Origin of the sequence: Planctomicrobium aquicomposti, assembly GCF_051466325.1 — a bacterium.
Classification (GTDB): Bacteria; Planctomycetota; Planctomycetia; order Planctomycetales; family Planctomycetaceae; genus Planctomicrobium.
In genome coordinates this window covers 2,917,188-2,940,452 of the sequence record NZ_CP195792.1, presented here as the reverse complement: position 1 = coordinate 2,940,452, position 23,265 = coordinate 2,917,188, and the positions used below count along the sequence as shown (strand labels likewise).

18 protein-coding genes and 1 pseudogene are annotated in these 23,265 nt (G+C 57.0%); 10 read left to right on the top strand and 9 right to left on the bottom strand.

The annotated features are described in order from the left end of the window. Positions 1-147: 147 nt before the first annotated feature. Both SH664x_RS11390 and SH664x_RS11385 read left to right on the top strand, forming a co-directional pair. On the top strand, positions 148-1,149 hold the full coding sequence (locus SH664x_RS11390; RefSeq protein WP_437201008.1) for a sugar phosphate isomerase/epimerase family protein: 1,002 nt from the start codon (positions 148-150) through the stop codon (positions 1,147-1,149). Positions 1,150-1,269: 120 nt separating this feature from the next. Beyond that, complete coding sequence (locus SH664x_RS11385; protein WP_437201007.1) at positions 1,270-2,784, top strand: cation:proton antiporter; 1,515 nt, start codon at positions 1,270-1,272, stop codon at positions 2,782-2,784. Positions 2,785-2,906: 122 nt separating this feature from the next. On the opposite strand, the gene SH664x_RS11380 is transcribed toward SH664x_RS11385, so the two are convergent. Together SH664x_RS11380 and SH664x_RS11375 are read right to left on the bottom strand one after the other, a co-directional pair. After that, the gene (locus SH664x_RS11380; RefSeq protein ID WP_437201005.1) at positions 2,907-3,299 is read right to left on the bottom strand and encodes a hypothetical protein; all 393 of its coding nucleotides are present in this window, start codon (positions 3,297-3,299) and stop codon (positions 2,907-2,909) included. Positions 3,300-3,394: 95 nt separating this feature from the next. Continuing rightward, positions 3,395-4,360 carry a DUF1559 family PulG-like putative transporter gene (locus tag SH664x_RS11375; protein WP_437201003.1) on the bottom strand — a complete coding sequence of 322 codons (966 nt, stop codon included), beginning with the start codon at positions 4,358-4,360 and terminating at the stop codon, positions 3,395-3,397. A gap of 315 nt (positions 4,361-4,675) precedes the next feature. Between SH664x_RS11375 and SH664x_RS11370 the strand changes: the two genes are divergently transcribed. The 5 genes from SH664x_RS11370 (at position 4,676) to SH664x_RS11350 (ending at position 10,124) form a co-directional block, all read left to right on the top strand. Further along, a complete protein-coding gene (locus SH664x_RS11370) occupies positions 4,676-5,131 on the top strand; it encodes a transposase (protein WP_437201001.1) in 456 nt (151 codons plus the stop codon). A gap of 574 nt (positions 5,132-5,705) precedes the next feature. Further along, positions 5,706-6,512, top strand: coding sequence for a UbiX family flavin prenyltransferase (locus SH664x_RS11365; RefSeq protein WP_437200999.1), 807 nt, complete (start codon positions 5,706-5,708; stop codon positions 6,510-6,512). Positions 6,513-6,575: 63 nt separating this feature from the next. Continuing rightward, a complete protein-coding gene (locus SH664x_RS11360; protein WP_437200997.1) occupies positions 6,576-8,042 on the top strand; it encodes a UbiD family decarboxylase in 1,467 nt (488 codons plus the stop codon). A gap of 12 nt (positions 8,043-8,054) precedes the next feature. After that, complete coding sequence (locus SH664x_RS11355; protein WP_437200995.1) at positions 8,055-8,474, top strand: SRPBCC family protein; 420 nt, start codon at positions 8,055-8,057, stop codon at positions 8,472-8,474. A gap of 15 nt (positions 8,475-8,489) precedes the next feature. Further along, the gene (locus tag SH664x_RS11350; RefSeq protein WP_437200993.1) at positions 8,490-10,124 is read left to right on the top strand and encodes a UbiD family decarboxylase; all 1,635 of its coding nucleotides are present in this window, start codon (positions 8,490-8,492) and stop codon (positions 10,122-10,124) included. Between the two features lie 11 nt (positions 10,125-10,135). Here the strand turns inward: SH664x_RS11350 and SH664x_RS11345 are convergent, their stop codons facing one another. The 4 genes from SH664x_RS11345 to SH664x_RS11330 all read right to left on the bottom strand — a co-directional run bounded on the left by SH664x_RS11345 (position 10,136) and on the right by SH664x_RS11330 (position 13,799). After that, entirely contained in the window at positions 10,136-11,176 is a 1,041-nt protein-coding gene (locus tag SH664x_RS11345) for an antibiotic biosynthesis monooxygenase (protein ID WP_437200992.1), read from the bottom strand. Positions 11,177-11,816: 640 nt separating this feature from the next. Continuing rightward, positions 11,817-12,056 (bottom strand): hypothetical protein, encoded by a 240-nt coding sequence (locus SH664x_RS11340; protein WP_437200991.1) that lies wholly within the window; start codon positions 12,054-12,056, stop codon positions 11,817-11,819. Between the two features lie 546 nt (positions 12,057-12,602). Next, positions 12,603-12,773, bottom strand: a complete 171-nt coding sequence (locus SH664x_RS11335) for a hypothetical protein (protein WP_437200989.1) — start codon at positions 12,771-12,773, stop codon at positions 12,603-12,605. A 180-nt stretch (positions 12,774-12,953) separates the two neighbouring features. Further along, the gene (locus tag SH664x_RS11330; RefSeq protein ID WP_437200988.1) at positions 12,954-13,799 is read right to left on the bottom strand and encodes a hypothetical protein; all 846 of its coding nucleotides are present in this window, start codon (positions 13,797-13,799) and stop codon (positions 12,954-12,956) included. A 782-nt stretch (positions 13,800-14,581) separates the two neighbouring features. Here SH664x_RS11330 and SH664x_RS11325 point away from each other — a divergent pair. Together SH664x_RS11325 and SH664x_RS11320 are read left to right on the top strand one after the other, a co-directional pair. Then, positions 14,582-15,031 (top strand): transposase, encoded by a 450-nt coding sequence (locus SH664x_RS11325; protein ID WP_437200986.1) that lies wholly within the window; start codon positions 14,582-14,584, stop codon positions 15,029-15,031. Then, positions 14,977-15,420 (top strand): annotated as a pseudogene (locus SH664x_RS11320) (IS5 family transposase); the annotation flags it as partial. The gene SH664x_RS11325 and the pseudogene SH664x_RS11320, both read left to right, overlap by 55 nt. A 311-nt stretch (positions 15,421-15,731) precedes the next feature. On the opposite strand, the gene SH664x_RS11315 reads toward SH664x_RS11320, so the two are convergent. From SH664x_RS11315 to SH664x_RS11305, 3 genes are all read right to left on the bottom strand, one after another. Beyond that, the gene (locus tag SH664x_RS11315) at positions 15,732-16,283 is read right to left on the bottom strand and encodes a transposase (RefSeq protein ID WP_437200984.1); all 552 of its coding nucleotides are present in this window, start codon (positions 16,281-16,283) and stop codon (positions 15,732-15,734) included. Between the two features lie 280 nt (positions 16,284-16,563). After that, entirely contained in the window at positions 16,564-17,997 is a 1,434-nt protein-coding gene (locus tag SH664x_RS11310) for an alkaline phosphatase family protein (protein ID WP_437200983.1), read from the bottom strand. Positions 17,998-18,421: 424 nt separating this feature from the next. Continuing rightward, a complete protein-coding gene (locus SH664x_RS11305; RefSeq protein ID WP_437200981.1) occupies positions 18,422-20,305 on the bottom strand; it encodes a sensor domain-containing diguanylate cyclase in 1,884 nt (627 codons plus the stop codon). Between the two features lie 1,150 nt (positions 20,306-21,455). Here SH664x_RS11305 and SH664x_RS11300 point away from each other — a divergent pair. Beyond that, positions 21,456-23,258 (top strand): DUF1549 and DUF1553 domain-containing protein, encoded by a 1,803-nt coding sequence (locus SH664x_RS11300; protein ID WP_437200979.1) that lies wholly within the window; start codon positions 21,456-21,458, stop codon positions 23,256-23,258. Positions 23,259-23,265: the final 7 nt, after the last annotated feature.

Genomic DNA, 23,265 nt, shown 5'->3' with positions numbered 1-23,265 from the left:
TGATTCGTCGGATTGATCGGGCGGGCCGCTTTGTCGAACCCGCCCGACGATCCGGACGGATCGGAGAGTTTGAATTTCAGTGCGCGCTCAGATAACTTTCTGCCTGCCTGAGTCTGACCGTATCCACTGCGCTGAAAGGAAACCATCATGGGACGTCCCGTTACGCTGTTCACCGGACAATGGGCCGACCTGCCATTGGAAACTCTGTGCAAGAAGGCCAAAGAGTTTGGCTACGATGGTCTGGAACTCGCCTGCTGGGGCGATCACTTCGAAGTTTCTCAGGCACTTGCCGACGACACCTACTGCGCCCGCAAGCGCGATCTTCTCGAACGGCATGACCTGAAGCTGTTCGCTATTTCGAATCACCTTGTCGGCCAGGCGGTCTGCGACAATATCGATCAGCGTCACAAGTCCATTCTGCCGGAATATGTCTGGAAGGACGGCGATCCGGAAGGGGTCCGCGCTCGCGCTGCCGAGGAAATGAAGAACACCGCCCGCGCTGCCCAGCGGCTCGGGGTGGGTGTCGTCAACGGGTTTACCGGTTCCAGCATCTGGCATCTGCTGTACGACTTCCCGCCGACACCGAAGGGCATGATCGAGGCCGGATATCGTGACTTTGCCGACCGGTGGAATCCGATTCTCGATGTCTTCCAGGAATGCGGCGTCCGCTTCGCACTGGAAGTTCATCCGACCGAGATTGCTTTCGATATCTACTCCACTCATCGGGCACTCGATGCGATCGGCCACCGTGAGGAGTTCGGCTTCAACTTCGATCCCAGTCACCTGCTGTGGCAGGGAGTTGATCCCGTGGAGTTCATTCGCGAGTTCCCGAAGCGCATCTACCACGTGCATATGAAGGACGCAGCGACGCAGCTCAACGGCCGGTCAGGAATTCTGGCCAGCCACCTCTCCTTCGGTGATCCCCGTCGTGGCTGGGATTTCCGCAGCGTCGGCCGTGGAGGGGTCCGGTTCGAAGAAATCATCCGCGCCCTGAATGCCGCCGGCTATCCTTCCGACGCCCCTCTCTCCGTGGAATGGGAAGACATGGGAATGGACCGGGAAGCGGGTGCGGCTGAAGCCGCCGACTATGTTCGGAACGTGGACTTCCAGCCCAGTCAGCGTGCTTTCGATGCTGCCTTTGCTGAATAGGTGACAATCTGCGAAAGTGAAGTCCTGACGGTTCCGGGGAAAGAGAACGGGCGATCCGGTACGACCTGTCGTTGACCGGTTTCCTGCGTTCCTCCCCTGATCCGCTTCAGGACACAGCGAATGTCGCCCAGTGCACAGGTGCCCGACCTTCCGGGAAGACAGGATCCGCGCGTTGACAGCCACGCGCTGGGACACGTTCAGGGGATGCTGGCTTACGGACTGATGCTGCTGGTCGGTGTCGGGGGCTTTCTCGTGATCCGTGAGATCGGAGAAAGCCAGTTTGGCCCGCCGGTGAAGCTTCCTCCTGTACCGGCCGTGGCTGCCGCCAAAGCCGCTTCCGTGGATGTTGTCGCCCATGTGCTGGGGACAATGGCCGCCGTCATTGTCCTTGGATACGTCCTCGGGCGGTTGATGCGCCGCATCGGTCAACCGCCGGTGATCGGCGAGGTGGTTGCCGGAATCTGCCTGGGCCCCTCATTGCTGGGCGCCCTTTCGCCCGAAGCGATGTCGCTGCTGATTCCCAGTGCTGCGGATGATCCGCAAGGACAGGTGACCGCCGCCCTGAAAATGATCGCCCAGCTGGGGGTGATCCTCTACATGTTTGTCGTTGGTCTGGATCTGAATGCCGGCAAGCTCAAGAACCAGGTGCATGCCGCCATCGCGATCTCCCACGTCGGCATCATCGTGCCGTTCCTGTTGGGAGCCATGCTGGCACTCGTGCTCCATCGTGAGTTCGCCCCCAATCCGATCAGCTTTACAGGCTTTTCGCTGTTTATGGGGCTGGCGATGGCGATCACGGCTTTTCCGGTCTTGGCCCGAATTCTGACCGACCGGGGATTGGAAGCGACGCCACTCGGGACCCTGGCACTGACCTGTGCTGCGGCCGATGACGCGACTGCCTGGTGCCTTTTGGCGGTCGTTGTGGGAATTGTGCAGACCCGAATCGAGAACTCCTTGCAGGTTCTGGGACTGGCCCTCGTTTTCACCGGCGCGATGTTTCTGATCGTCAAGCCAGTGCTGCGTCGCTGGTGTGCCCGTATGGATCGTTCTCAAAACTCAAGCGGGCAGTCACCGCTCGTGGTCGGCATGGCGGGGGCGCTGCTGGCAGCGATGACCACGGAACTCATTGGCATTCACGCCATTTTCGGAGCCTTCCTCCTGGGGGCAGTGATTCCAAACGAAAGCCGGCCGGCACGCGAGCTGAAGCAACGCCTGCATGAATCGGTGATCGTGTTATTGCTGCCGGCGTTCTTTGCCTACACCGGCATGCGGACCCAGATCGGTCTGGTCAGCGGGTTGAACCACTGGCTCCTCTGCTGTCTGATCATCGTTGTGGCGACGCTCGGAAAATTCGGCGGCACGTTTGTCGCAGCCCGGGCGACAGGTATCAACCATCGTGACGCGGCGACACTGGGGATGTTGATGAATACACGGGGACTGATGGAGCTGATTGTCCTCAACATCGGCCTGGACCTCGGAGTCATCTCGCCAACACTCTTCGCCATGATGGTGTTAATGGCGCTGGTGACCACGTTGGCGACTTCGCCCATGCTGGGGTGGCTGAATCCGGAGTTCGTCAGCACAGAAAATCCGGAGCGGACGCGCAATAACCCTGAACCAGTCGGCAGTGTTTGATTCTCCGATCGTCGGACACACAGCAGACAATCCGGACCGCTGATATCCACACGAGCGGACGGCGGAAGTTTCGCGCAGGATAATCGGGACGTCCGGCCGGTCAAGACGATGACGCGCGCGGGTCATTCATGCTTATGGTTGTGAGAATGCGTCTGTGTGGCTGGTCGGGAACGGGAACGGTTCAGTTGCGCCTCGGCGAATCCAAAGCACTGTTGATCTGCCTCCTTCCATTGGCCGTCGCGGGCCATTTGGATCAGCTTTTGAAAGTGGGCGTACTCTTCTTCGGACATTTCGTGCCCGTCAAAACGCTTCTTCACTGCTCCCTCAACCTGAGTGACCATTTTCTCGCTACGGGAAGAGAGGGCGGTCGTCAGCAGCTGAATATATTTCAAATTATCGAATTCGACTGCGGTCGGCCGATTCCACCATTTCATCAACTGCCAACCGGCCCCGGCCATCATGAACAACACCAGAAATCCGGCGAGGAATCGATCTCGCGAACTTTGAAACTCCATGTGCACCGGCCCCCACCATTCCGAGAGAAGATCGCATTGCGCAGCGAAAGCCAGGCGTAACCGGCAGTCGCAGGTCACCCTATCACCGCCGCACATCAAAATTCACCAAGCACCTCTCCTTTGGACGTCGACGAAAGTCCCGCCCAGGTCGGATTGTGGATGTACTGCGAGATGAAGCGCACGCTGCCATCACCCATCAGCACATTGCATCCGCCGCTGTGCTGCGAATACATCTGGCAGACATGGCAGAGAGGATTGTTTGGGGCATGAACGGGAGCCCAGCCGGTGTCAGGATCTTTTTCATCGGCGGCCGGTCCGGAGTGCACATTGACCAGTGTCGCGGCATGGTCACATTCGGTGATAGGAAACATCCCGGGGTTGTTGGCGCACACGGAGGCTCCGGGGACGACGCCGACCCAGGTTTTCGAACTCAGCAGGGGAACATGCTCGCCGAGAAAGACGGTATTTGAGAGACCATCGGTGACGTCTCGGGTGCGAACTCTGGAGTTGCGGTAAAGCGGGCCATCTGCCAGATCGGAATAGTCTTCCACCCGATAGCCCCACGGCTCATCCTGCCCGGCATTGGCCACATAGGTCGAGCGGCCGAATTTCGCCAGTTCGCCTCCGGATTCGTTTTGCACACTCATCGGCCCATCTGCATCCGTCGCCGACGGGCAAAGGAACACCTCCAGCCGTGCGGCCACCGCCACGCTATTGATGACATCCCAGCAAGGCCGGTCGGTACGCAGCTGATGATAAAGCGGTGCCTGATCCAGGTACGGCAACAGCATCGCCCCCCAGGCAAATCCATTCGGGCCGTCATACGTCGTGGTATCGCGGGTGATCGAGCGGGTGTCGGCCAGGTAAGCCGCCGGGAAAACGCTGTGTGCATCGTGATAGTTGTGAAGTGCAAGCCCGAATTGCTTGAGGTTGTTTTTACACTGCGTTCTTCTCGCCGCTTCCCGCGCCTGTTGCACAGCAGGGAGCAACAGGGAGACCAGCACTCCCATAATGGCAATGACGACAAGCAGCTCAATCAAGGTAAAGGCACGCCGACGCATGAGACGGACTCCAGACTTTGGATGCATGTAGCATTGGCTACATTTTGGCCTCCAGCAGTGTAGCCCTGGCTACACTTTCGTCAAGCAACCGACTGGCTTTTCTTCTGAGACCTGGATCCCACCGGCGGAACACCCGTCGTAAAAACACCGGTTTGCGAGAGTTCGTCGCGAGACGCCGTCGCCTCTCTTGAGCAAGTCGGCAACGCCAATTCGGACCTGCTTTAGCAGCCCGTTGAATTTCTCTCCCGTGTTTGACACCTCTGGCGACTGCGGGCGGTTGTGGTTTGAGGTTCTCCCGGAGAGACCGGGATAGGGTTGGGGAAGAATGAAGAGTCTCAGCAGCAGGAGTCCTGGACTCCGACAGCGAGTCTTTCCAAAGGGCCGGGGCAGGTCTTTGCTGGCAAGCTCAATCAGGTGCTCACCCAGGCCGGGTTCGATCGAATTCTCGAAGACCTCTGCCGACCGTTCTACGCCCGAACTGGCCGGCTGTCGATTCCGCCGGGTGTGTCCTTCCGCATGCTGCTGGTGGGGGACTTCGAAGGGATCGACTCGCAGCGGGGCATCACCTGGCGATGTGAAGATACCCTGTCGCTCCGGCGTTTCCTGGAGATTCCATTGGGCAAAGAGGCTCCCGATCACAGCAGCCTCACCCGCATTCGGGACCGGCTTCCGCTGGAGATCCATGAGCAGGTGTTTCAGCAGGTTGTCTCGATCATTGATGACCATGGCCTGCTGAAGCTGAAGGCAGTCGGCGTGGCAGAAGCAGCGTAGCGAGAAAGTCGAGGGCAGCTTCGCTCACATCTGCGAGACCGGCGGAGCCCGAGGGACATGGCTGTGAGGAATTGAGAAGATCAGCAAGCGTTACCAGATCGTGGCCGCTGCCAGAAACCTGGGGTTCCTCATGCTCAAAGCGTTCGGCATCGGCAAACCGAGACAACTGCAGGGTGGAATCGGGGCTGTGCTGGCACTCTGGGCGGTCTTTACGCTTCTCTGGACCGCCCTGAGGAGCGCTCTGTCCTCATCGACGGTGAGAACAGCACTTCAAGGACCACCCCCGTCCTTCGACTGGAAATCCACCCCGCAACGACCATTCATAACCATGAAGCTCAAAATCCTGCTAACTTCAACGGGCTGCTAATACCGCGACTACCAAACATGGGGGAGTCCAGATCCGCGTGAGGCACCGATGAAGTGCACCATCGCAGGCGTTACGACCCTATCAGAACACGTGGATTTGACCTGTTGTGATTCCCGAACCTGCTTCAGTGCTGGACAGGTGAGCAATCCACGATAAACATGTCGATAGCACTGAGTATGGCAAGGCCACCAGACCGAGCGATAACACATGCCTACAGATCCGCGCCGTATGATTGTCGGCATCAGCGGCGCTACCGGAACATCCTACGGGGCTCGCCTTCTGGCACTGCTTCGCAAACTGGATGTGGAAACGCAACCGGTTGTCCGTGCTTCTGGAAACCTGACCCGGTTTCTGGAAGCCAAACTCTCTGCTAGCGAGCTGAAATCACGAGCAGCCGTGGCTTATTCCACCAAAGATGCTGGGGCTGCAATTGCCAGTCGATCGTTCCGCTCGATGAGGATGATCGTGGCCCCATGCTCCATCCGTACTCTCAACGAAATCGCCACGGACGTGACCGGTTCACTGCTAACTCGGGCGGCGGATGTCTACCTAAAACAACGACGCCGACGGGTGCTTATGGTCGGGGTCACATCGCGCCATGCCGGGCAGCTCAAGAATATGCACGCAGCTACGGAACCGGGCGGAATTATCGCTCCCCCGGTCCCAGCGTTCTCTACCTGTCCCAAGAATCTGGAGGGGGTGATCGACCAGACGCTCGCACCGCTTCTCGATCTCTATGAACTGGAAATCCTCTCAACATCGCAATGGGAGCAAACGGTTGGCCCTCAAAAAGGCCTTTGGCCGGCGAGCCGCCCCTTCCGTCGTGATCCGTCACGGAGAGCTGAGAGGCGCTTAGTTGCCCCCGAGGAAACGCTTCTTATATCAAATGCAGATCACAAGAGCAGGTTGCCGTTTCCAGTACCGGCGCAGCCAGCGTTTCGTGTGATGAAAAGCTCATTCCCGCGCGGTGAGAATGTGGCAGCAAAATCGAATATACTCCCATTGTCTGTTTGATCAATGCCCTGAATTGCACAGCCCACTTCATATTCTCAATGCAGAAGATTGCAGGAACTTGCTATGGCGTACCGAGACTTCCGGGCATTTCTCGATTCACTTCGGTCTCGCGGCGAGTTGATCGACATCGACCGTCCCATTCAAATGGAGTTAGAGGTCGGAAAAGCCCTGCGAAAGTCCGCATCGGTTAACGGCCCCGCTCTCCATTTCAATTCAACCGGAACTCCGTTTTCGCTTGTTGGTGGTGTCTACAACACCCGCAAGAAAGCCCTGATTGCGTTCGAGTCGACAGAAGAAGAAGTGTTCGACCGCATTCTTCAAGGTCTTGCCCGCAGGATCGCCCCCGTAGTGATCGAGAACGCACCTGTCCACCAGAATGTTTTGACCGGCGATTCCATCGATCTCACGCAACTTCCTGTCCCTCGTTACAGCCCGGATGATGGCGGACCCTACATCACTCCCGGGCTGGTTGTCAGCCGGGACCCTGAGACCGGGATTCCCGACGTTGGTCATTATCGCTTTGAAGTGATCGACAAACACACACTCTCCTTCATGGCACAGCCGAATCATCGCTTCGGCAAACATATCGCCAAGGCCCGAAGCCGAGGCGGCAAGACGTTTCGTGCAGCTCTGGTGATTGGAGTCGATCCGATTCTCGCGTATACAGGGCCGATTCAGGTGCCGGATGACACCAACGACTTCGAACTTGCCGGTGGACTGAGAGGTGAGCCGATCGAGCTCGTCAAATGCATCTCCATCGACCTGGAAGTGCCCGCGAGGGCTGAATTCGTCATCGAATTTGAGATCGACTTTACGCAGGAAGTTCTGGAAGGCCCGCTTGGAGAATACACCGGCTATTACACTCCCGCTTCGAAGAAGCCCATCGCGCGCGTGCTGGCCATCACCCATCGCAACGAGGCCGTGTTTCAATGCCTGCTCACAGGCGTTCCCCCGACAGAAAACCACATCCTCAAGCAGCTTCCCTTCGAAGCGTCGTTCTACGCGATGATGAAGAGGCAATTCCCGACGCTGGAGAAGGTGGCTGTCCCCTCTTCGGGGGGAGTTTCGTTCTACATCGTCATGTCCATGCGCCCGCGGTACGCCGGGGAAGCCCGCGCCGCGTTGCTCGCTGCGATGGGAACCAACCTCCGGCCGAAAACAGTCATTGTCGTTGACCCTGACATTGATGTTCAAAACTCAACACAGGTGGAATGGGCCGTCTCATTCCGAACGCAGCCGGCGCGTGATGTGATCATTGTCGATCGGCTTCCCGCCGGGCCGCTTGACCCTTCGATTGACGACTCCATTTCGCTCGATGCCCGCACCGGGTCTTCCATGGGGATCGATGCCACTTTCCCCTTCGGATCGACTATCAAAAAGGCGAGCGATGTGCCGGATGCGGGGAGGGCGTGTGGACCAGCCCTCGCTGAAAAAGGGCACGAATTTTTCGAAGTCGCCGACGTACCTGGCTGGCAGACCTACGACTTTCCGGAACTCGACCGATTTCCAAACACTCCAGAAAAGCACTGAAGCGGGGGCTCGATGCCTACGATCGAACACGAAATTAAGCTTTCCGCCACACCCGATCAGATCTCTCGAGCGCTTACCGCCCCCGAGGGGCTCCGGTCGTGGAAGAACCGCACCGCGATCGGCAACGGTCAGTTGGGGAGTGTCTGGATCTTCCGCTATGAAAACGGGATCGAGTTCCAATGGAAGATCGCCGTCAGCAATCCGCATCAGGTGGTCTGGGAATGCATCAGCGGCCCTGGGGATTCCGCGGGCACCATCGCTGAATTCACTCTCCATCCGTTGCCGGATGGTCGGACGCTTTTGACCTGCAGCCATCAAGGCTGGCCGACCACCGCAGGCAATTACAGACGCTGCAATACCGCCTGGGCTATTTTGCTTCATCATCTCAAAACATATGTGGAGACGGGCCGTTCTTCGCCTGCATTCCCATAGCCTCCGGAGAGATTCATGCCTCAACAGAGCCTTCCAGATTTCGTCAATGCGATGGAAAAAGCGGGCCTGCTTGTTCGAATCCATGAGGAGAAGCGAGTTGACGAGCTTCCTCAGGTCATGGAGGACCATCCGCTGACTGCGGTGCTCGTGGAAAACGTCAAAGACTGCGAGTTCCAGTTCCTGGCGAACGCATACTCCAATCAGGATCAGACCGCGTGGGCGCTCGGCTGCAAAAAAGCAGATTCCGGCCGTCTGATGAACGCAGCAGCCTTGGGACGAATTCCTCCTGAAGTTGTGGCGAGTGCTCCCTGCAAAGAGGTCATCCTCATTGGCGACCAGGTCGATCTCACCCGGTTGCCTCTCTTTCTTCACCATGATCGGGACGGACACGCATACACAAACGACAACCTCGTCATCAGCAAGCACCCGGATACCGGAATCTATGATTGGGGCATCTACCGCAGCATGTTCCGCAGAGTGAACGAAAAGAATTTCGACATGACCTGCACATCTCACCGCCAGCGGCTGCATGCACAAGCTGCTCAGGCAAAGGGGCAGGATCTGGAGGTCGCCATCGTCATTGGCGGACCGCTTGTCGATAAGCTTGCAGCGATGACCAGCGTCACTCCCGACACAGACGATTTTGAAGTCCTTGGGAGTTTCTACGGGCACCCTGCTCAGCTCGTGAAGTGCGAGACAATCGACGTGCTGGTGCCTGCCAATGCGGAGATTGTCCTGGAATGCATTCTGATGGCAACCGAAGGTCTTTCGCACGACGAAGGCCCCTACGGCGAGTTCACTGGTATGTACGGCGGAGGCATCAAGCACAACTTTCGTGCGATCGTCAAGGCGATGACCTATCGCAAGAACGGAATTTATCAGCACGCAACGATCGGCGGTCGACACCCGGGCAACACCGACAACATGCTTCAGCTTCCGGGAATCGAAGCTGACCTGTTCGGAGGACTGAAGCTTGCTGGAATTGAAGTTCTGGAGGTCCGCGCCCCGCTGGGAGGGCTTTCCAACATCGCCTATGCGCGAATTCGCACGCATGGGGCTGGAGACGCAAAACAGGCGCTGGGCGTGATGCTGACCTGCTCGAAGCAGTCGCTTCCCAAGGTCGCAATGGTGTTCGATGAAGACATCGACATTTGGGATGACAATGCGGTCCAGTTTGCGATGGCGTTTCGCTATATGCCGCACCTCGACACAATCATCATTCCGCAGTGCAATACGATGACGGTCGACCCGATGATCGGGACGGATGTGGCTCCTGGAACCGCGTCGAAAATCGGTCTGGACTGTACGATCCCTCTTGGACCGAATTTCGTCCGGTCCCACTTTGATCGAAGCGACATCTGTGTCCTCGGGGATCCTCCACCGGACGTCGAGGAAATGACTGAAGAGCAGCTGACTGAATCGATGGCGAAGTTCATCAAGGAGCAGCCTCGAGCATGGAAGGAAGTCCTCCAGCAGTTCCACGGGCAGCCTTATCGAACCCTCTATCGAGCGTTCAGCAACTTGCGTCCGAAGCTGGGACGATGCAACGACGCTCCGTGGTATCGTTACACGTTCGCGGATGGCGACTTTGCATATGAAGCCTCACCACGCCAGGACAACAACTTCGATGCCCGCCATCGGACCGTCTGAAGCCGATCAGTTCACGATGACCAGAGTGCAAACGCTGTCAGCGTTACAAGATAGATTATGATGACTACGACCGCCCCCTGTAGCGTCACAGCACGTTTTCTGTCGGCGGGTGGCTCCAGCCACCAACGGAATCGTCGACCGGCCCACGGAATCAATTGACTAAGAACTGTCACGCAGAACACATTCCCCAGGAAGATCGCCAGCCACGGGGGAACCCCGTTCGCAGCGAGCACGGGGCCCGAAAGCAACTTGTCGAACAAGAACACCAGCGGGTAAAGGACCAGCAGCACCAGCATGCTCATCTTCCATTCAGGAGGAGCGTGAGAACCGCTGTCTATTTGAAACCACTCGTCAAAGGCCGAGCGAGTCATCCTCACCTTTGTCTCTTCAGTCAGCGTGCTCGCTTCGTCCAGCAGTTCTTTCCGTACGGGGGAATCGATCCATCGCTGCAGGTTTTCTAAGGTGTCGAAGCGGAGAATCACCAGCCAATCCCGCGTGCCTGGAGAATGCGGCGGTGTGAATCGATATCCACAAAACCCAGGAGCGTTTGCATGAGCTCGCGCAATCCGCTTCTGCCATTGCTGATAGGCCAGTTCCTGCCCCGGCTTCACTTTCGTGGTGATCAAGACTGAGACCCCGACCTCACGCTGAGGACTTTTCGCCGGAACGATATCGACTTCGTCAATCTCGATGTCGCTGGCTGATGCGGATTCCAGCGATGCGAGCCGCGCGGGCGAATTCAACCATTTCAACGCATTTTTCGTGCTTTGGAACCACTGCACGACGATCCACTGAGGCTGGGAAGGAGGGCTGGGCGGGACAATCGCTTGATCCAGGAACCCCTCAGCCAGAGCGACTGCTTCATGGAGTTCATTTTCCCAGACTTCAATTCGGTCGCTGTTCATCGGAGGGGGCAGACGATAGACGATCATCGCTCCGTGGTTGGTGAGGTTGATCCTTTGGTCCATCTGCCAGCCCCAATTCGATTGCTGCGCTGCGTCTGCCGCCAATGCGAAAGCGGTCGTCTTGGGAGAGTATCGAATACGGGACATTCTGAATTCAATTCCAGGAGCCCGCCGGCTGGATGAAGGAGGACAGGTCAGCCGGGTGTTGCCGAAGTTGGCTGACGAAATCGGCCGGTCGGCAAAGACTCTTGTCTGCTTTGTCACCGGAACTCCCGTGCACAGGGCCTGAGGTCTGAAGCCGATCAAAGAAATTCGTTCCCGCGAACTGGACCTGACCCGCGCGGAAGCGGACGCAGCATGCGTCCGCGAGGAATATCCGCCGCTGCAGGGGATGTTCGCCACACGGTCCGCTGAGCTTTGCCACGTCACCCTGCAGGCAGATTCGGGAGAGGAGGAGACTCTGTCCACGACTGCCGGGACCCCGTTCTAAGTTTGGTCCATCGGACATTTGCGTGGGGGAGAATTTTCTGGGAGTCGGTAGAACGGATGGTTTTCCGCGATGCGGCAGGAGTCTCCGTCGATGCAGGAGACCGATTTCTATCAGCAGCGGCTGGGACTGGTTGCTCCCTGGAAGGTCTCCAGCGTGAAGCTCGATGTCCTCGCTGGTCAGGTGCGGGTTCAGGGGGAGCATGCTGCCGGTGTCCGCGGGAAGTGTCCCGAATGCGACCGGGAACTGGCCTGTTCTGATCGTTCCGAGGAGCGATCCTCGGCGACATCTAGATACTTGTTAGACGGCCGCCCCCACGGAGGCATTTGTACAGACCCAGGTCACGCCGGTGGAAGTGTTGAGCCACTGGTCATTGACCGCAAAGCCCTGGCTGCTGTCGCTGCCGGTGGTCGGGTTGGAGCCCCATTGATACGGGGCCCGGTCTGCCAGTTCCTTGAAGTTATCGGTGAGCGCGATGCCCCCGGCTCCGGTGGCACCTTCCACAACATCCAGGCCTTTATGGGGAGTCAGCGTCGCCATGGGGAGAGCTCCTCAGTGTGAATAAGACGATCGGTTCTACGGACTTTTTTGACGTGTTGTATGTCACGTATCTTGACCGGGATTAACGTATGCTATTTCGGTGATAACTGCCCAGTCACAGCCCCCCGCACACAGTACAGAGTCGCCCCCCGCTCGGAGTCCAAGTAAGTCGATCCCAGAGCCCGAAGCGTGAGCGAGGGGTGCTCCTGCGCTCGGGCACTCGACCATTTCCAATCCGTAGGACGCTCCGTCCGGCCCCCGCCGAACTGGATTCGCCTGATTGTCGTCGATCACGGCCTGAATCGGTCGCTCGTTCCACAGCTTCTGATTAGATCCTTCTCCTGCCTGCCAGAACTGAAAGGCTGTCCGGCCCCCGCGCTGCACCATCAGTCGCTGCAGCCCATCTACTTCCCCGGCAGCTGGCAGGAATACTTTCGCCTGCCGGGAAACTGGTGACTGGATGGCTGCCGGAATCCGCCGTATTTCGTAAACCGGTTCTACGGGAACCAGCAGGATGTGCACATGCTCGGGCAGGACCACATCCGCTCACAGTGCGACCTGCTGACGTCCGCGAAGTTGCTGCAAGGAATCGATGGCCCTTGGCTGTGACCGGTCTTTGTGGAGGAGCGGCCAGCGACGAAAACCGGAAAACGTGAAGAAATGGGTATGCCCTGGCTCGTTGATCGCCCAGCGACGCTTGCGGTGAGAGGTTCGCATCCACGTTCTCCTCGCGGTGGTACTGGGTTGTTGATCCCCATCCACGCCGTACTCGCACGTCTCACAGAGCCGGTGGCACCCAAGGTTCTCACTCACTCAACCCGGACACCCAGGCGTGTCATCGCTGATCCTCCCAACCGAGATTTCGCGAGCATGCTACAGACCACTACTTTGTCGTGACTACCAATATGAAGTGCTCCACCGTACCAATGGGGTACCATCTTTAACGCTAAATGAGTTCAAATACAATTCTCCAGGCAGGCGACCATAGACATATACCTTTTCTCCATGCGCTACGAGTTTTATCTCGTGCCTCTTATGTTGGGGGCCAGTAATCATCCCGTAGCAACCCGGCCACACTACTGCACGCCACTTCACGGATAGCATTTCTTTGTCAAGCATGAAAAGTGCGAATTCAAAAGGATGGCAACTAAAAACGGCTACGATGACATTGTCGCCATGAATTTCATACGTATAGTTCAATTCTCCGTGTGTGTTCGCGAATGCAATTCCATTCGGCCATTTTTCATCGCCACCAATTGGTACAGAGGTTGTCCTGCTGTCAATTTCGATAGTTGCTACCGACTCCTTAACTAAAGGAAACGGATAATGCACATCCTCCTTTAGCGATCGCACCGATGTCCCTTCGTCGCAAAGCCGAAGCGACAAGAGTCCTTCTCGCCAAAACTCCGGCGGATCGACATTGAGACGTCCAGTGATGTAGCCCAAAAGCCAAGAAGAGCTTGGGAAGGAGCTGCTCAGCGGATGAATATTTTCTGAGTTGTATTTTGAAAATCCCCATGAGGCGGCTATCAGTGCGGATTCGTCATCGGTGCTTAGCATGATTTGGCGGAGTTCAGGTTGAGTCATGCCCGCCAAGGAACGCTCGCACTCGTACCAAATCTCGCAGGCATTATTGCAGGCTTTCAAATTGGGCGGCTCTGCATTGCATTGAGCTAAAATCTGCATTGAATATGTGGCAGCAAATAGTGTGATAATCCCACTATGGATTGCATTGAATGGCATTTCTGAGAGTCCTTGATTGTTTCATTTCACGTATAATGATTTTTATGAATAGCAGTATCGTGGCTTGCATCTAGAAAAACAGGTTGTTGTCGGGATGTGGAAATGCGAAATTTATTACCTCGCATGGCGAGACCTTATTTTGGGGGCTGCAACAACAGTTCCAATCTTGAGCAAACTCACGAAGAGAGGTACCAGCTATGTGGAGGTTGCCAGACCAAAATCCTGGTGATCGGCCGTTTCCACCTCTGGTTCGCTTTAAAATTCCTGCAGAGATTCCACACCACCCGGTGTCGCCCAGCGGCATGGTATCACCCCAAGACGCAACTGCAACATCAACATCCTTTTCGCAGTAGAAGCGGACTTCCCCGAACTGATCGGCATCGCCAAATGTGCCGATTGGCGCACTTTTGCTTGCTGTGTCTACGGCTGTTACGCCCGGAGGGAATGCTTCCCAGTATTCAAATCGTTGCGATGGCCCTACATTTCTGCTGCAGGAAAATGAATCGCAGGAATAGATTACGTGCTGAATAAACCTAGCCACACACGTCGGTGTCTGCGTGAGTTGGAATCTAAACCTAATTGACCCATAGCAACCGCACTTTCCATGCGTTGGATTTAGCGGAGTGACGGTCATTCCATTATCACTGGCGTATCCAGTGGGGTCATCCTTTCCCGGTACGAAGTGCGCCCGGTACAGATTCCAGAGCCAGTTTCACAACCTTTAGATTACTGAACAGGATTGGCAAGGGATGTGCTTATGAGCAGGGTGAAAGGAGTCTTTCATGCTCATTACTCTGTCGAAATGGCCCGCGAGACGGCGGCCGAACAAGACAGGGTCCAGGACGGCCCCGAAGCCCTTTCTCTCTGATGCACAATGGTTTCTGATCGCGGATCTGTTTCCTGATCTTCCGGTGGGCCCCCGTGGAGGACGCCCTTGGCGATCTTCTCGTGAGTGCTTGGAAGGCGTTCTGTGGGTACTGATTACAGGGGCCCGTTGGAAAGATTTACCAGAACGATACCCCTCACCAGTCACCTGTTGGCGACGCCATCGTGACTGGACTCGAAACGGGGTCTTTCGTGCAGCCTGGGATCGATTGCTCAGCAAGCTGCTACAGCGACGTGGCATCGACTGGGAAGAAGCGATCGGTGATGGCTCGTTTTCACGGGCAAAAAAAGGGGTGACGACGTGGGACGTTGTCATCGTGGCAACGGAACCCGCATCCTCCTCCTGACTGATGGACGAGGCATTCCACTCTCGGCATATACCACCTCTGCCAATTACAGCGAGGTGACCACGATCCAAACATTGATTGATCAATGCCCTCCACACGGCAAGCCGCGTCGCCTGCTGTACGATAAAGCTGCCGATGCCGACTGGTTGAGGGAACATCTTCTGTCCCGTGGCATCGAACTGATCTGCCCGCACCGAGACAAACGAACCAAGCCTCGACTGCAGGACGGTCGAGCATTGCGGCGATACGAACGCCGATACCGAATTGAGCGCACTTTCAGTTGGCTGCAGAACTGCCGCCGATTGATCACTCGCTGGGAATACTACGCCGAACTGTTCGAAGGCTTCGTTCACTTAGCCTGCCTGTACACCATCATCAAAGGGTTGTGAAACTACCTCAATGCATTCCATCGTTTGTGAGAATTCTCTTAGAGGCTATCCGAGAAGCTATTTTATGACACAAGTCTGTATTTAAACTGTGGCTGCGTCCCTTTGGGCTCCAGGCGTTTGAGCATCTGATGAATGCAACTGAGCTGGATCATGGCCTCGCTGGATGTGGTTGTGCGTTCATAATCCTTGCTCAGCCGTCGGGATCGTCCGGCAGCCAGGCGATCGTTCGTTCCACCACTCAGCGTTTGGGCAGCAGAATGAACCCCGTTTGACCAGTGGGACGACTCACGATCTCCAACCGCCACTGTCAGTCAGGTTGTTGCGATTTCCAGTGATGTAGAGCGTGATTGTGAGACTTGCTGTCCGCCCAGATCACCCGCCGGACGGGGAAACTCGCTCTGGCTTAACTGGCTGAGGAGCTGGGGAGCTGCTTTCGCATCATCCACTGCGGCACTGGTCACGACAACAGCCAGTAGCAGGCCCAGCGTGTCAACTGCCAGATTCCGTTTGCGGCCTGTGATTTTCCTGGCTCCATCGAACCCTCGCCCGCCGCCTCGTTCCGTTGTCTTCACGGTTGGAGAGTCGATGCTGCCGGCACTGGGAGTCGGTTCCCGCTGCTGAGCCAAAGACTCTCGCACCCCTTCTCGCAGCACATCCACCATCAGTTTCCAGGTGCCGTCATCCCTCCAGGTGGAGAAGGATTCGAACACGCTGCTGCGAGGAGGGAGATCGTGCGGCAACAAGTCCCACTGACAACCACTGCGTTCCAGAGACAGCAGAGCGTTGATCACTTCCCGCAGATTCACACCCCGCAGACGACCACCAGACTTGGCGGGAGGAAGAGATGCGAACTCAGTTCCCACTGAGCATCGGAAAGATGACTGGAACAAGGCTTGCGTGACAGCATGGGCATTCCTTTGCTCATCAACCAAACGAGTCATCCAAGACCACGCAGGAACTTCATCCCAAACACGGATTTACAGCAAGATCACTTTCCGGAGAGGCTCTTAGCCAGAAACGGGGCGGCTTGCTCCAGAGATGATGCAGCCGGATTGGCTGGTGAGGCACTGGACGTTTCGGAATGAGCTCAGGACAAGGGAGAGGTCCAAGCGGACCATTCACTTCCCCGCGCTCCGGGCTCACTTACTGCTGCGGTGACCGCGATTCCAGAATCTCGACCACAGGCTTTCCCTGAGCAGCGGGAAGTTCGACTTCCAGGAGTCGGGCGATCGTCGGGGCGATCTGAATGTTTTTTAATCCATCCAGCTGAACCCCGGACCGAATTCCCGCTCCCGCGGCAACAAAGATCGCATTCATGCTGGGATTCGATGAAGGAAACCCGTGCGTTCCCAGTGTCCCCTCACTGGGCGTGATGGGATCTTCTCCCAGGTATTGATCTTTAAAGCCGTATCCATCCTTGGCGACGAGGACGAGATCTCCCATCTGAGGATAGTCGTCGGGATCGGGGAGTCCGAATTCTGCAAATCGCGCGGAAGGAATGATCGCTGCGACCCCCTCCAGATTCTGAAACAGCTCGGTGACCACCCGACGATCGTTCTCGCGGGTGTCCGGCCGGGTCAGGTAGATCATTGCGGTCCCCCCCTCTGCAAAGGCATGCGCCGATGCTGACGCAATCCGGGTTCCGTCGAGCCCGATCAACCCGGCATTTCGAAGTACCACATTCGGGTTGATGGTTTTGGGAATGGGCTGGAACCCGTGATCGGAGACAACAAAGACCGCAGTTGTTGGACGCATGCCGGTCTCATCCAGAGTCTTCAGGATCTGGCCGACGCAGGTATCCGCGTAGGCCACCGCCGCAGATCCGGCCCAGGTCCCGGAGCCATAACGATGATGGACCGCATCCACATTAAGCAGATGAATCATTGTGAATGTGGGACGATGCTGGCGCAGCGCGAGGCAGGCTGCCTGTGTCCAGATCCAATCCCGCATGATCGGCGGTGTGGTTTTGAACGTCTCGCGAATGTCGGAAGTTACAAGCCCCGCTTGAATCATCTCGTCGATAAATTGAGGTGTCGTGAATCGCATTGCGTCCGGAGTGTCCGGGAAATCGATCATGAGCGACCCGGAATTGCGGGTGCAGGGCCAGTTGATTCCCACGACCGACTTCCCCTGAGCATGCAGCACGTCGGGCAGCGTCGCAATTCGAACCAGTTGAGACTTGTCAGTGCGGGAGTCCAGTTGAACTGGCATGCCATAGCCGGTGCGGCGCATCACTCCGTTGAACAGAACTCCGTGTCCGCTGGCATCGGTCCCCGTCAACAGCGACGTGTGATTTGGCCAGGTGACAGCGGGATTCGTCACCGTCATGTCGCTCGACGACACTCCCTGTTGCGCGAGACCACGTATGGCGTCCAGCGGTACGGCCGGGTTATTCAGAAAAGCTCCCGGCAGACCATCGACACTGATCAGCACCACATGCTGGACCGGCTCAGCGGCGCGGAGATTGCCCGCAATACCGACAATCGAGAGGAGACCGAGTAAAAGCACCAGACATTGGACAACGGGCGCAGCGGTATGGGCTCGCTCTCGAACATTCTCTTTCTGGTGTCGTTCCACGGCAGCGATCGCTCCTCGGACTCTTACGAAGCTGGTCAAGTCAATGCACCTCACAGGGGGTCTCGACGAAGTCTCGGCGGCAGCGGTCGAACTGCCACACTTCCCGTCGTTGCCGGCGGGATCCGGCAGACCCGGAATGTGAGGCATCTGGCCGCTCAAGACAAGGCTGCACATTGTCGTCGAGCCCGCCCCTTTTGTCGCCGGTCAGGCACGATTTCGATCAGAAAAATTCTGAACGTTTCAAGACCACCGGGCTTCGACTGAAATTCGGACGCTCTGAGAAAGGATGCACGATATTGCAGAATCTGTGACTTGTCTGCCAGTCGTTTCCGCCATGCCGGTCAGTGCCTGCTCTCAGGCTGCAGGCACCGTTCAATGGACAGCGGCCCGTCAGCTGGAGCCATGCGAAGTGAGCGCCGTCGGATTACCGGATATTGAAAGCGGCGAAAGTGGTCGCCGTCTGCGGTGAGTTCTTGAGAGAAGTGAAGTCGACCGATTTATTTTTATCATGAGCCCCCAGCTTGTCGGTGAGGAGGACTGCCCGATTGCGGCCAGAGGTCTTCGCCAGATAGAGAGCCTGGTCGGCGACCAGCAGGAGTTGATCAAGATCTGAAGGGGAGGGGACCCTCGCCGTTACGCCGAGACTGACGGTCACTTCAATTTGCATCCCATTATCCAGAATTACAGGATCCTGGTGGATTGCCCAGCGGATTCGTTCGGCCACCTGCTGCGCCTGATGAGGTGCACACTGCTTCAGGAGGATGCTGAACTCCTCGCCGCCGATCCGGCCGAACAGATCTTCTTGACTCACGGAGGATTGAATTCTTTTGGCTGCCACTGTCAGAACCTGATCCCCCCCGGGATGTCCGTAAGTGTCGTTGATCGACTTGAAGTGGTCGATATCCAGCATGATGAACCCCACGGAAGATCCACTGGAAGCTGCTTCGCTGATGGCGGCTGTCGCCCGATCCATAAATGCTCGCCGCGTCAGTGCTTCAGTGAGAGTATCCACCCTGGCGATGCGCTCCAGCTCCACGGCGAGTCGCTCGCGTTCCGCGGAAATCAGGTAGGACTCGTGAATGTCGGTGCTCGTTCCAAACCAGCGGGTAATGCGCCCCTGGTCATCACGCATCGGTAAGGCCATCACGCGCAGCCATCGATATTCCCCCGAATGGTGACGGAACCGATAATCGATGTCGTACGGCGTGCCGTGCCGTCGGGCATCTCCCCAGGCTTTCGACACCATCTCCCAGTCGCCCGGATAGACGAGCATTTTCCAGGTTTCTTCGGTGATCTGCTCGGGTTGGATTCCGGTAAATTCACTCCAGCGGCGAGAGAAGTAATCATGCTTCCCCTGGGCATCACAGCTCCACACGATTTGGGGGAGAGTCTCTGTCAGCGTCTCGTATTCAAAGCGGCTCTGCTGGAGAGCGAGGGCGACTTCCATCTGATCGGTAATATCGACAATGACCCCCAGTAGCCGCGTCAACTGTCCCTTTTCGTCATAGCATGGCCTTCCGGAAGTGATGACCCAACGGGGATCACCATCTTCGGACATAATCCGGTACCGGCACCGATAGGGCGTGTTATTCTGAATGGCCTCGTGGAGAGCCTGTGCCACTCGCGGCCGATCGTCGATATGGATTGCATCAATAAAGGCATCGCGGCTGATCCCTTGCCGGCACTCTGCAACCGATAGCCCGAATGTACTGGCGACATTTGCATCTGCGGTGCTGATGTTCGATTTCACTTCCAGATCCCAGACACCGACCATTCCGGAGGATTCGAGCGCCAGAGAGAGACGTTGCTCCGTTTCCCTGAGCAATTGGATGCGTTCAATGTGACGCGTCACATCGGTTGCGACTCCGATGATGGCGACGACGTTGTTGTCATCGCAAACAATGGGCCTGAAATCGAGGTGCGACCAGATTGTTCTCCCTTCACGGGTCTGGCTCACAACGATCGGCTCGTCGTAAGCGCTGAAGCCGTGGGAAGGGATGCTGTCGAAAATTCCGGAACACTGCGGCAGGACTTTGCCAATTGGCAGCCCCGCGCAAGGATGGCCGAACAGTCCGGAGAGGAGGGATTCCATCGCCAGATTGGGCAACAGGAGGCCCTGCTCCCCGGTCAGTATCACCATCGGGAGGGGAGAGAGCTGCACCGAATAAGCTGCAGCCAGAAGTTCGGACGGCCAATGATCAACGGGAGGAAGCGCTGCTGGCAGGTGGGAGGACGCCGCAAGAATTCGACACAGACTCTCCCTCGCAAACTGCTGGGTATGCACAGTTTCCGGAATACGACTGTCCATGCGGCCACTTCCACGCAACGTGAAGAGACACTCAGTTCACAGAAAACAACGCATCCCAGTTGGCTAATTCTATGACTGCCCTCCAAGCCAATCAGTCGAAACATACCCCTCAGATTTGAGTGAAACCGCATAAAAATGTCACAAAAATCGACAACCGATCCCCCATGTGGCCTCTGCCGCACCTCCTGGGCCCATTTCGACAGGCAATGACAACCGAAGCTCAACGCTCTCAATCCGCTCGGAAGTCCGGAGCCGGATGATTCTTCTGCACAATCTCTGCCTCTGTTTCGTCCGAGCGCCAACGTGACTGTCAGCGAGGCGGAATATCGTGACTGGGCCTGCAATTGCGGAACAGCCCGAACTCCGTCGCCGCTCCTTGCTTCAGGTGGAGCGGCTTCCTGCCTGCGAGACGTAATGAAGTCGGCACGGAACTTCGCTGAAAATGTCACAGCCCCAGCGACGATCGTCCTCCGCACGGCCGATCCCGTCCGCGCGGCTTCGATTGAACTGAAAGGCGAGTGACATGGCTGGTGATTTCTCAGCCTTTGCGAAGAGGTCGGCCTCTGAAATGCGCCCGTTCGGAGCCGACACGCCGATCCCATAAGCTATTTATTTGAAATGAATTACAGCACCCGAACATCCTTCCCCAGCGACGGGCAGCCACGAGGGTTCTCCCTCCACTCAATTGCCCGGCCGGTCTCGACAAGAATTCGATTCTGAAGCCTGACCGCTTTTCCGACGAAATCCCAAATCCTGCCGATTTTATAACGCACAGATCAGCCACCACTTGCGGTACAGCCTAAGATTCATAAATGTGAATTCGACCGCCGAGCTGCGGGGGCCTTCCCGGGTTTCCGTCGTGGACGAAAAGTCAGACGGCGTCGAGTCTTCACGTTCGCGAAAATCTCGGAAGTCTTGAGGGGGCCTCGTACTCACGGGGGCCGCTGGGCTTTATTCGTTTGAGTTGAGTTCTGCACCCTGCGTTTGAATAACGGAGAGCGACATGGTTCGGTGGAGCCGGCATGTATGGGGATGTTTGATCCTGTCAGCCGTAGTAATTGGCAGCCTGTGGACGGGCTCCGGTTCGGCAGCCCCGCCCGCCAAAAAGCGACCAGCACCGGCGGCCCAACCGAAGCAGAAGCTCCCGACAATGGATGGCGGTCAGATCGCCCAGGTCGTGGGAGTGGATCCGCAGCGGCAAAAGGAGGCATTGACCAGTGCCCGCATGATCAACCAGCTGATCAATGACGATCTGGAACGTCGCGGGATCAAGCCGAATCAGACGATTACCGACGAACAGTTTGTCCGTCGAGCGTACCTGGTCATCGCCGGAACCATTCCGACCGCCCAGCAGGCTGAGGCATTTGCCCGGAAGTCCGGCGACGTGAAGCGGGTGGCACTGATCGATGAACTGATGGGAAGCCCGGCTCACGCCAATCATCAGTACAACATGTGGGCCGATACTCTTCGACTCGTCGATGCCGAAGACGGGAACAACTACCTCTCCCCCTATCGGGAGTGGGTCAAGGACAGTCTCCGCCAGAATAAGCCCTACAACGAGTTTGTTCATGCGATGTTGTCGGCTGAAGGTCACGTCTGGAACAATCCCGCGGCCGGCTACGCTCTGCGGGACACCGGTATGCCTTTAGACAACCTGAACAACTCGATCCGGATCTTCCTGGGAACCCAGATTGGCTGTGCGCAATGTCACGACCATCCCTCGGACCGCTGGACCCAGAAAGAGTTCTACCAGCTGGCGGCCTTTACCGCGGGCAGCGAATACCGGAAGAACAGCAATCCTCAACTGCCGTCAATGCTCTCGCGGTATGAACCAAAGAAGATGCCTTCCGGGGGCTGGTTCTATGGCGAAGTGGAGTACAACTCCCCAGAGGGGCGAGTTTCTCAAGGCATGGCCCGTGCCAACCGCTACTACGCGTGGGAGAACGCCAAAGCCCAGCTGAGGTTCCCCAAAGACTATGCCTATTCCAACGCCAACCCGAATGAGGTTGTGAAGCCGGCGGTGATCTTCGGAGAAATGCCGGACATGAAGGGCAAAACCCGTCGACAGGCATTGGCCGACTGGGTGACGTCCAACGACAATCCTCGCTTTGCGCGGACGATTGCCAATCGGCTCTGGCACCAGGTCTTCGGCCGGGGGCTGATCGAACCGATCGACGACATGCGGGATGACACGGTGGCTTCCAATCCCGAACTGATGGCCTTTCTCGAATCAGAAATCAAACGTGTGAACTACAATCTGCGGGAGTTCCTCCGCATTCTGTACTACACGGAAACCTTCCAACGGCAGGTTACGTATGATGATCTTCCGCTGGACCAGCCTTACTACTTTCCGGGACCGGTACTGCGTCGGATGTCGGCGGAGCAGGTCTGGGACTCCCTGCTGACCCTCACGCTGGACAACCCTCATCAACACAAGATTGACTTCACCGAGCAGTTCACACAGGTGGTCAGCCTCGAAGATGCAAAGGACACCAAAGACATCCTGGCCAAGGTTAATGCTTTCCGCGAATACACAGCCATGGTCGCCAAGGAACGGAAAAAGTTCCAATACAAGGGACAGGAGCTTCTGCCGGCCGCTGAGCTGCGCCAACCGCTTCCCGATGGTCACTTCCTGCGACAATTCGGGCAGAGTGACCGCGAACAGATTGACACCAACTCCACCGAAGGAACGGTGCCTCAGCTGCTGGCCATGTTCAACGGCTTCGTCACTCACATGATGCTGGAAGAGGGTTCCGTCATCTACAACCGGGTGCTCGCCAAGCGAAATGTCCAGGATCAGATCGATGTCCTGTTCTGGAGTCTCCTCAGCCGCAAGCCGACAGCCAAAGAGCGGGAGTTGGCTGCCCGCGAAATCGCCCAGCAAGGTCCCACCGGTTTCGGAAACGTCATCTGGGCTCTGCTGAATACCCGTGAGTTCCTGTTTGTGCAATAACCCAACC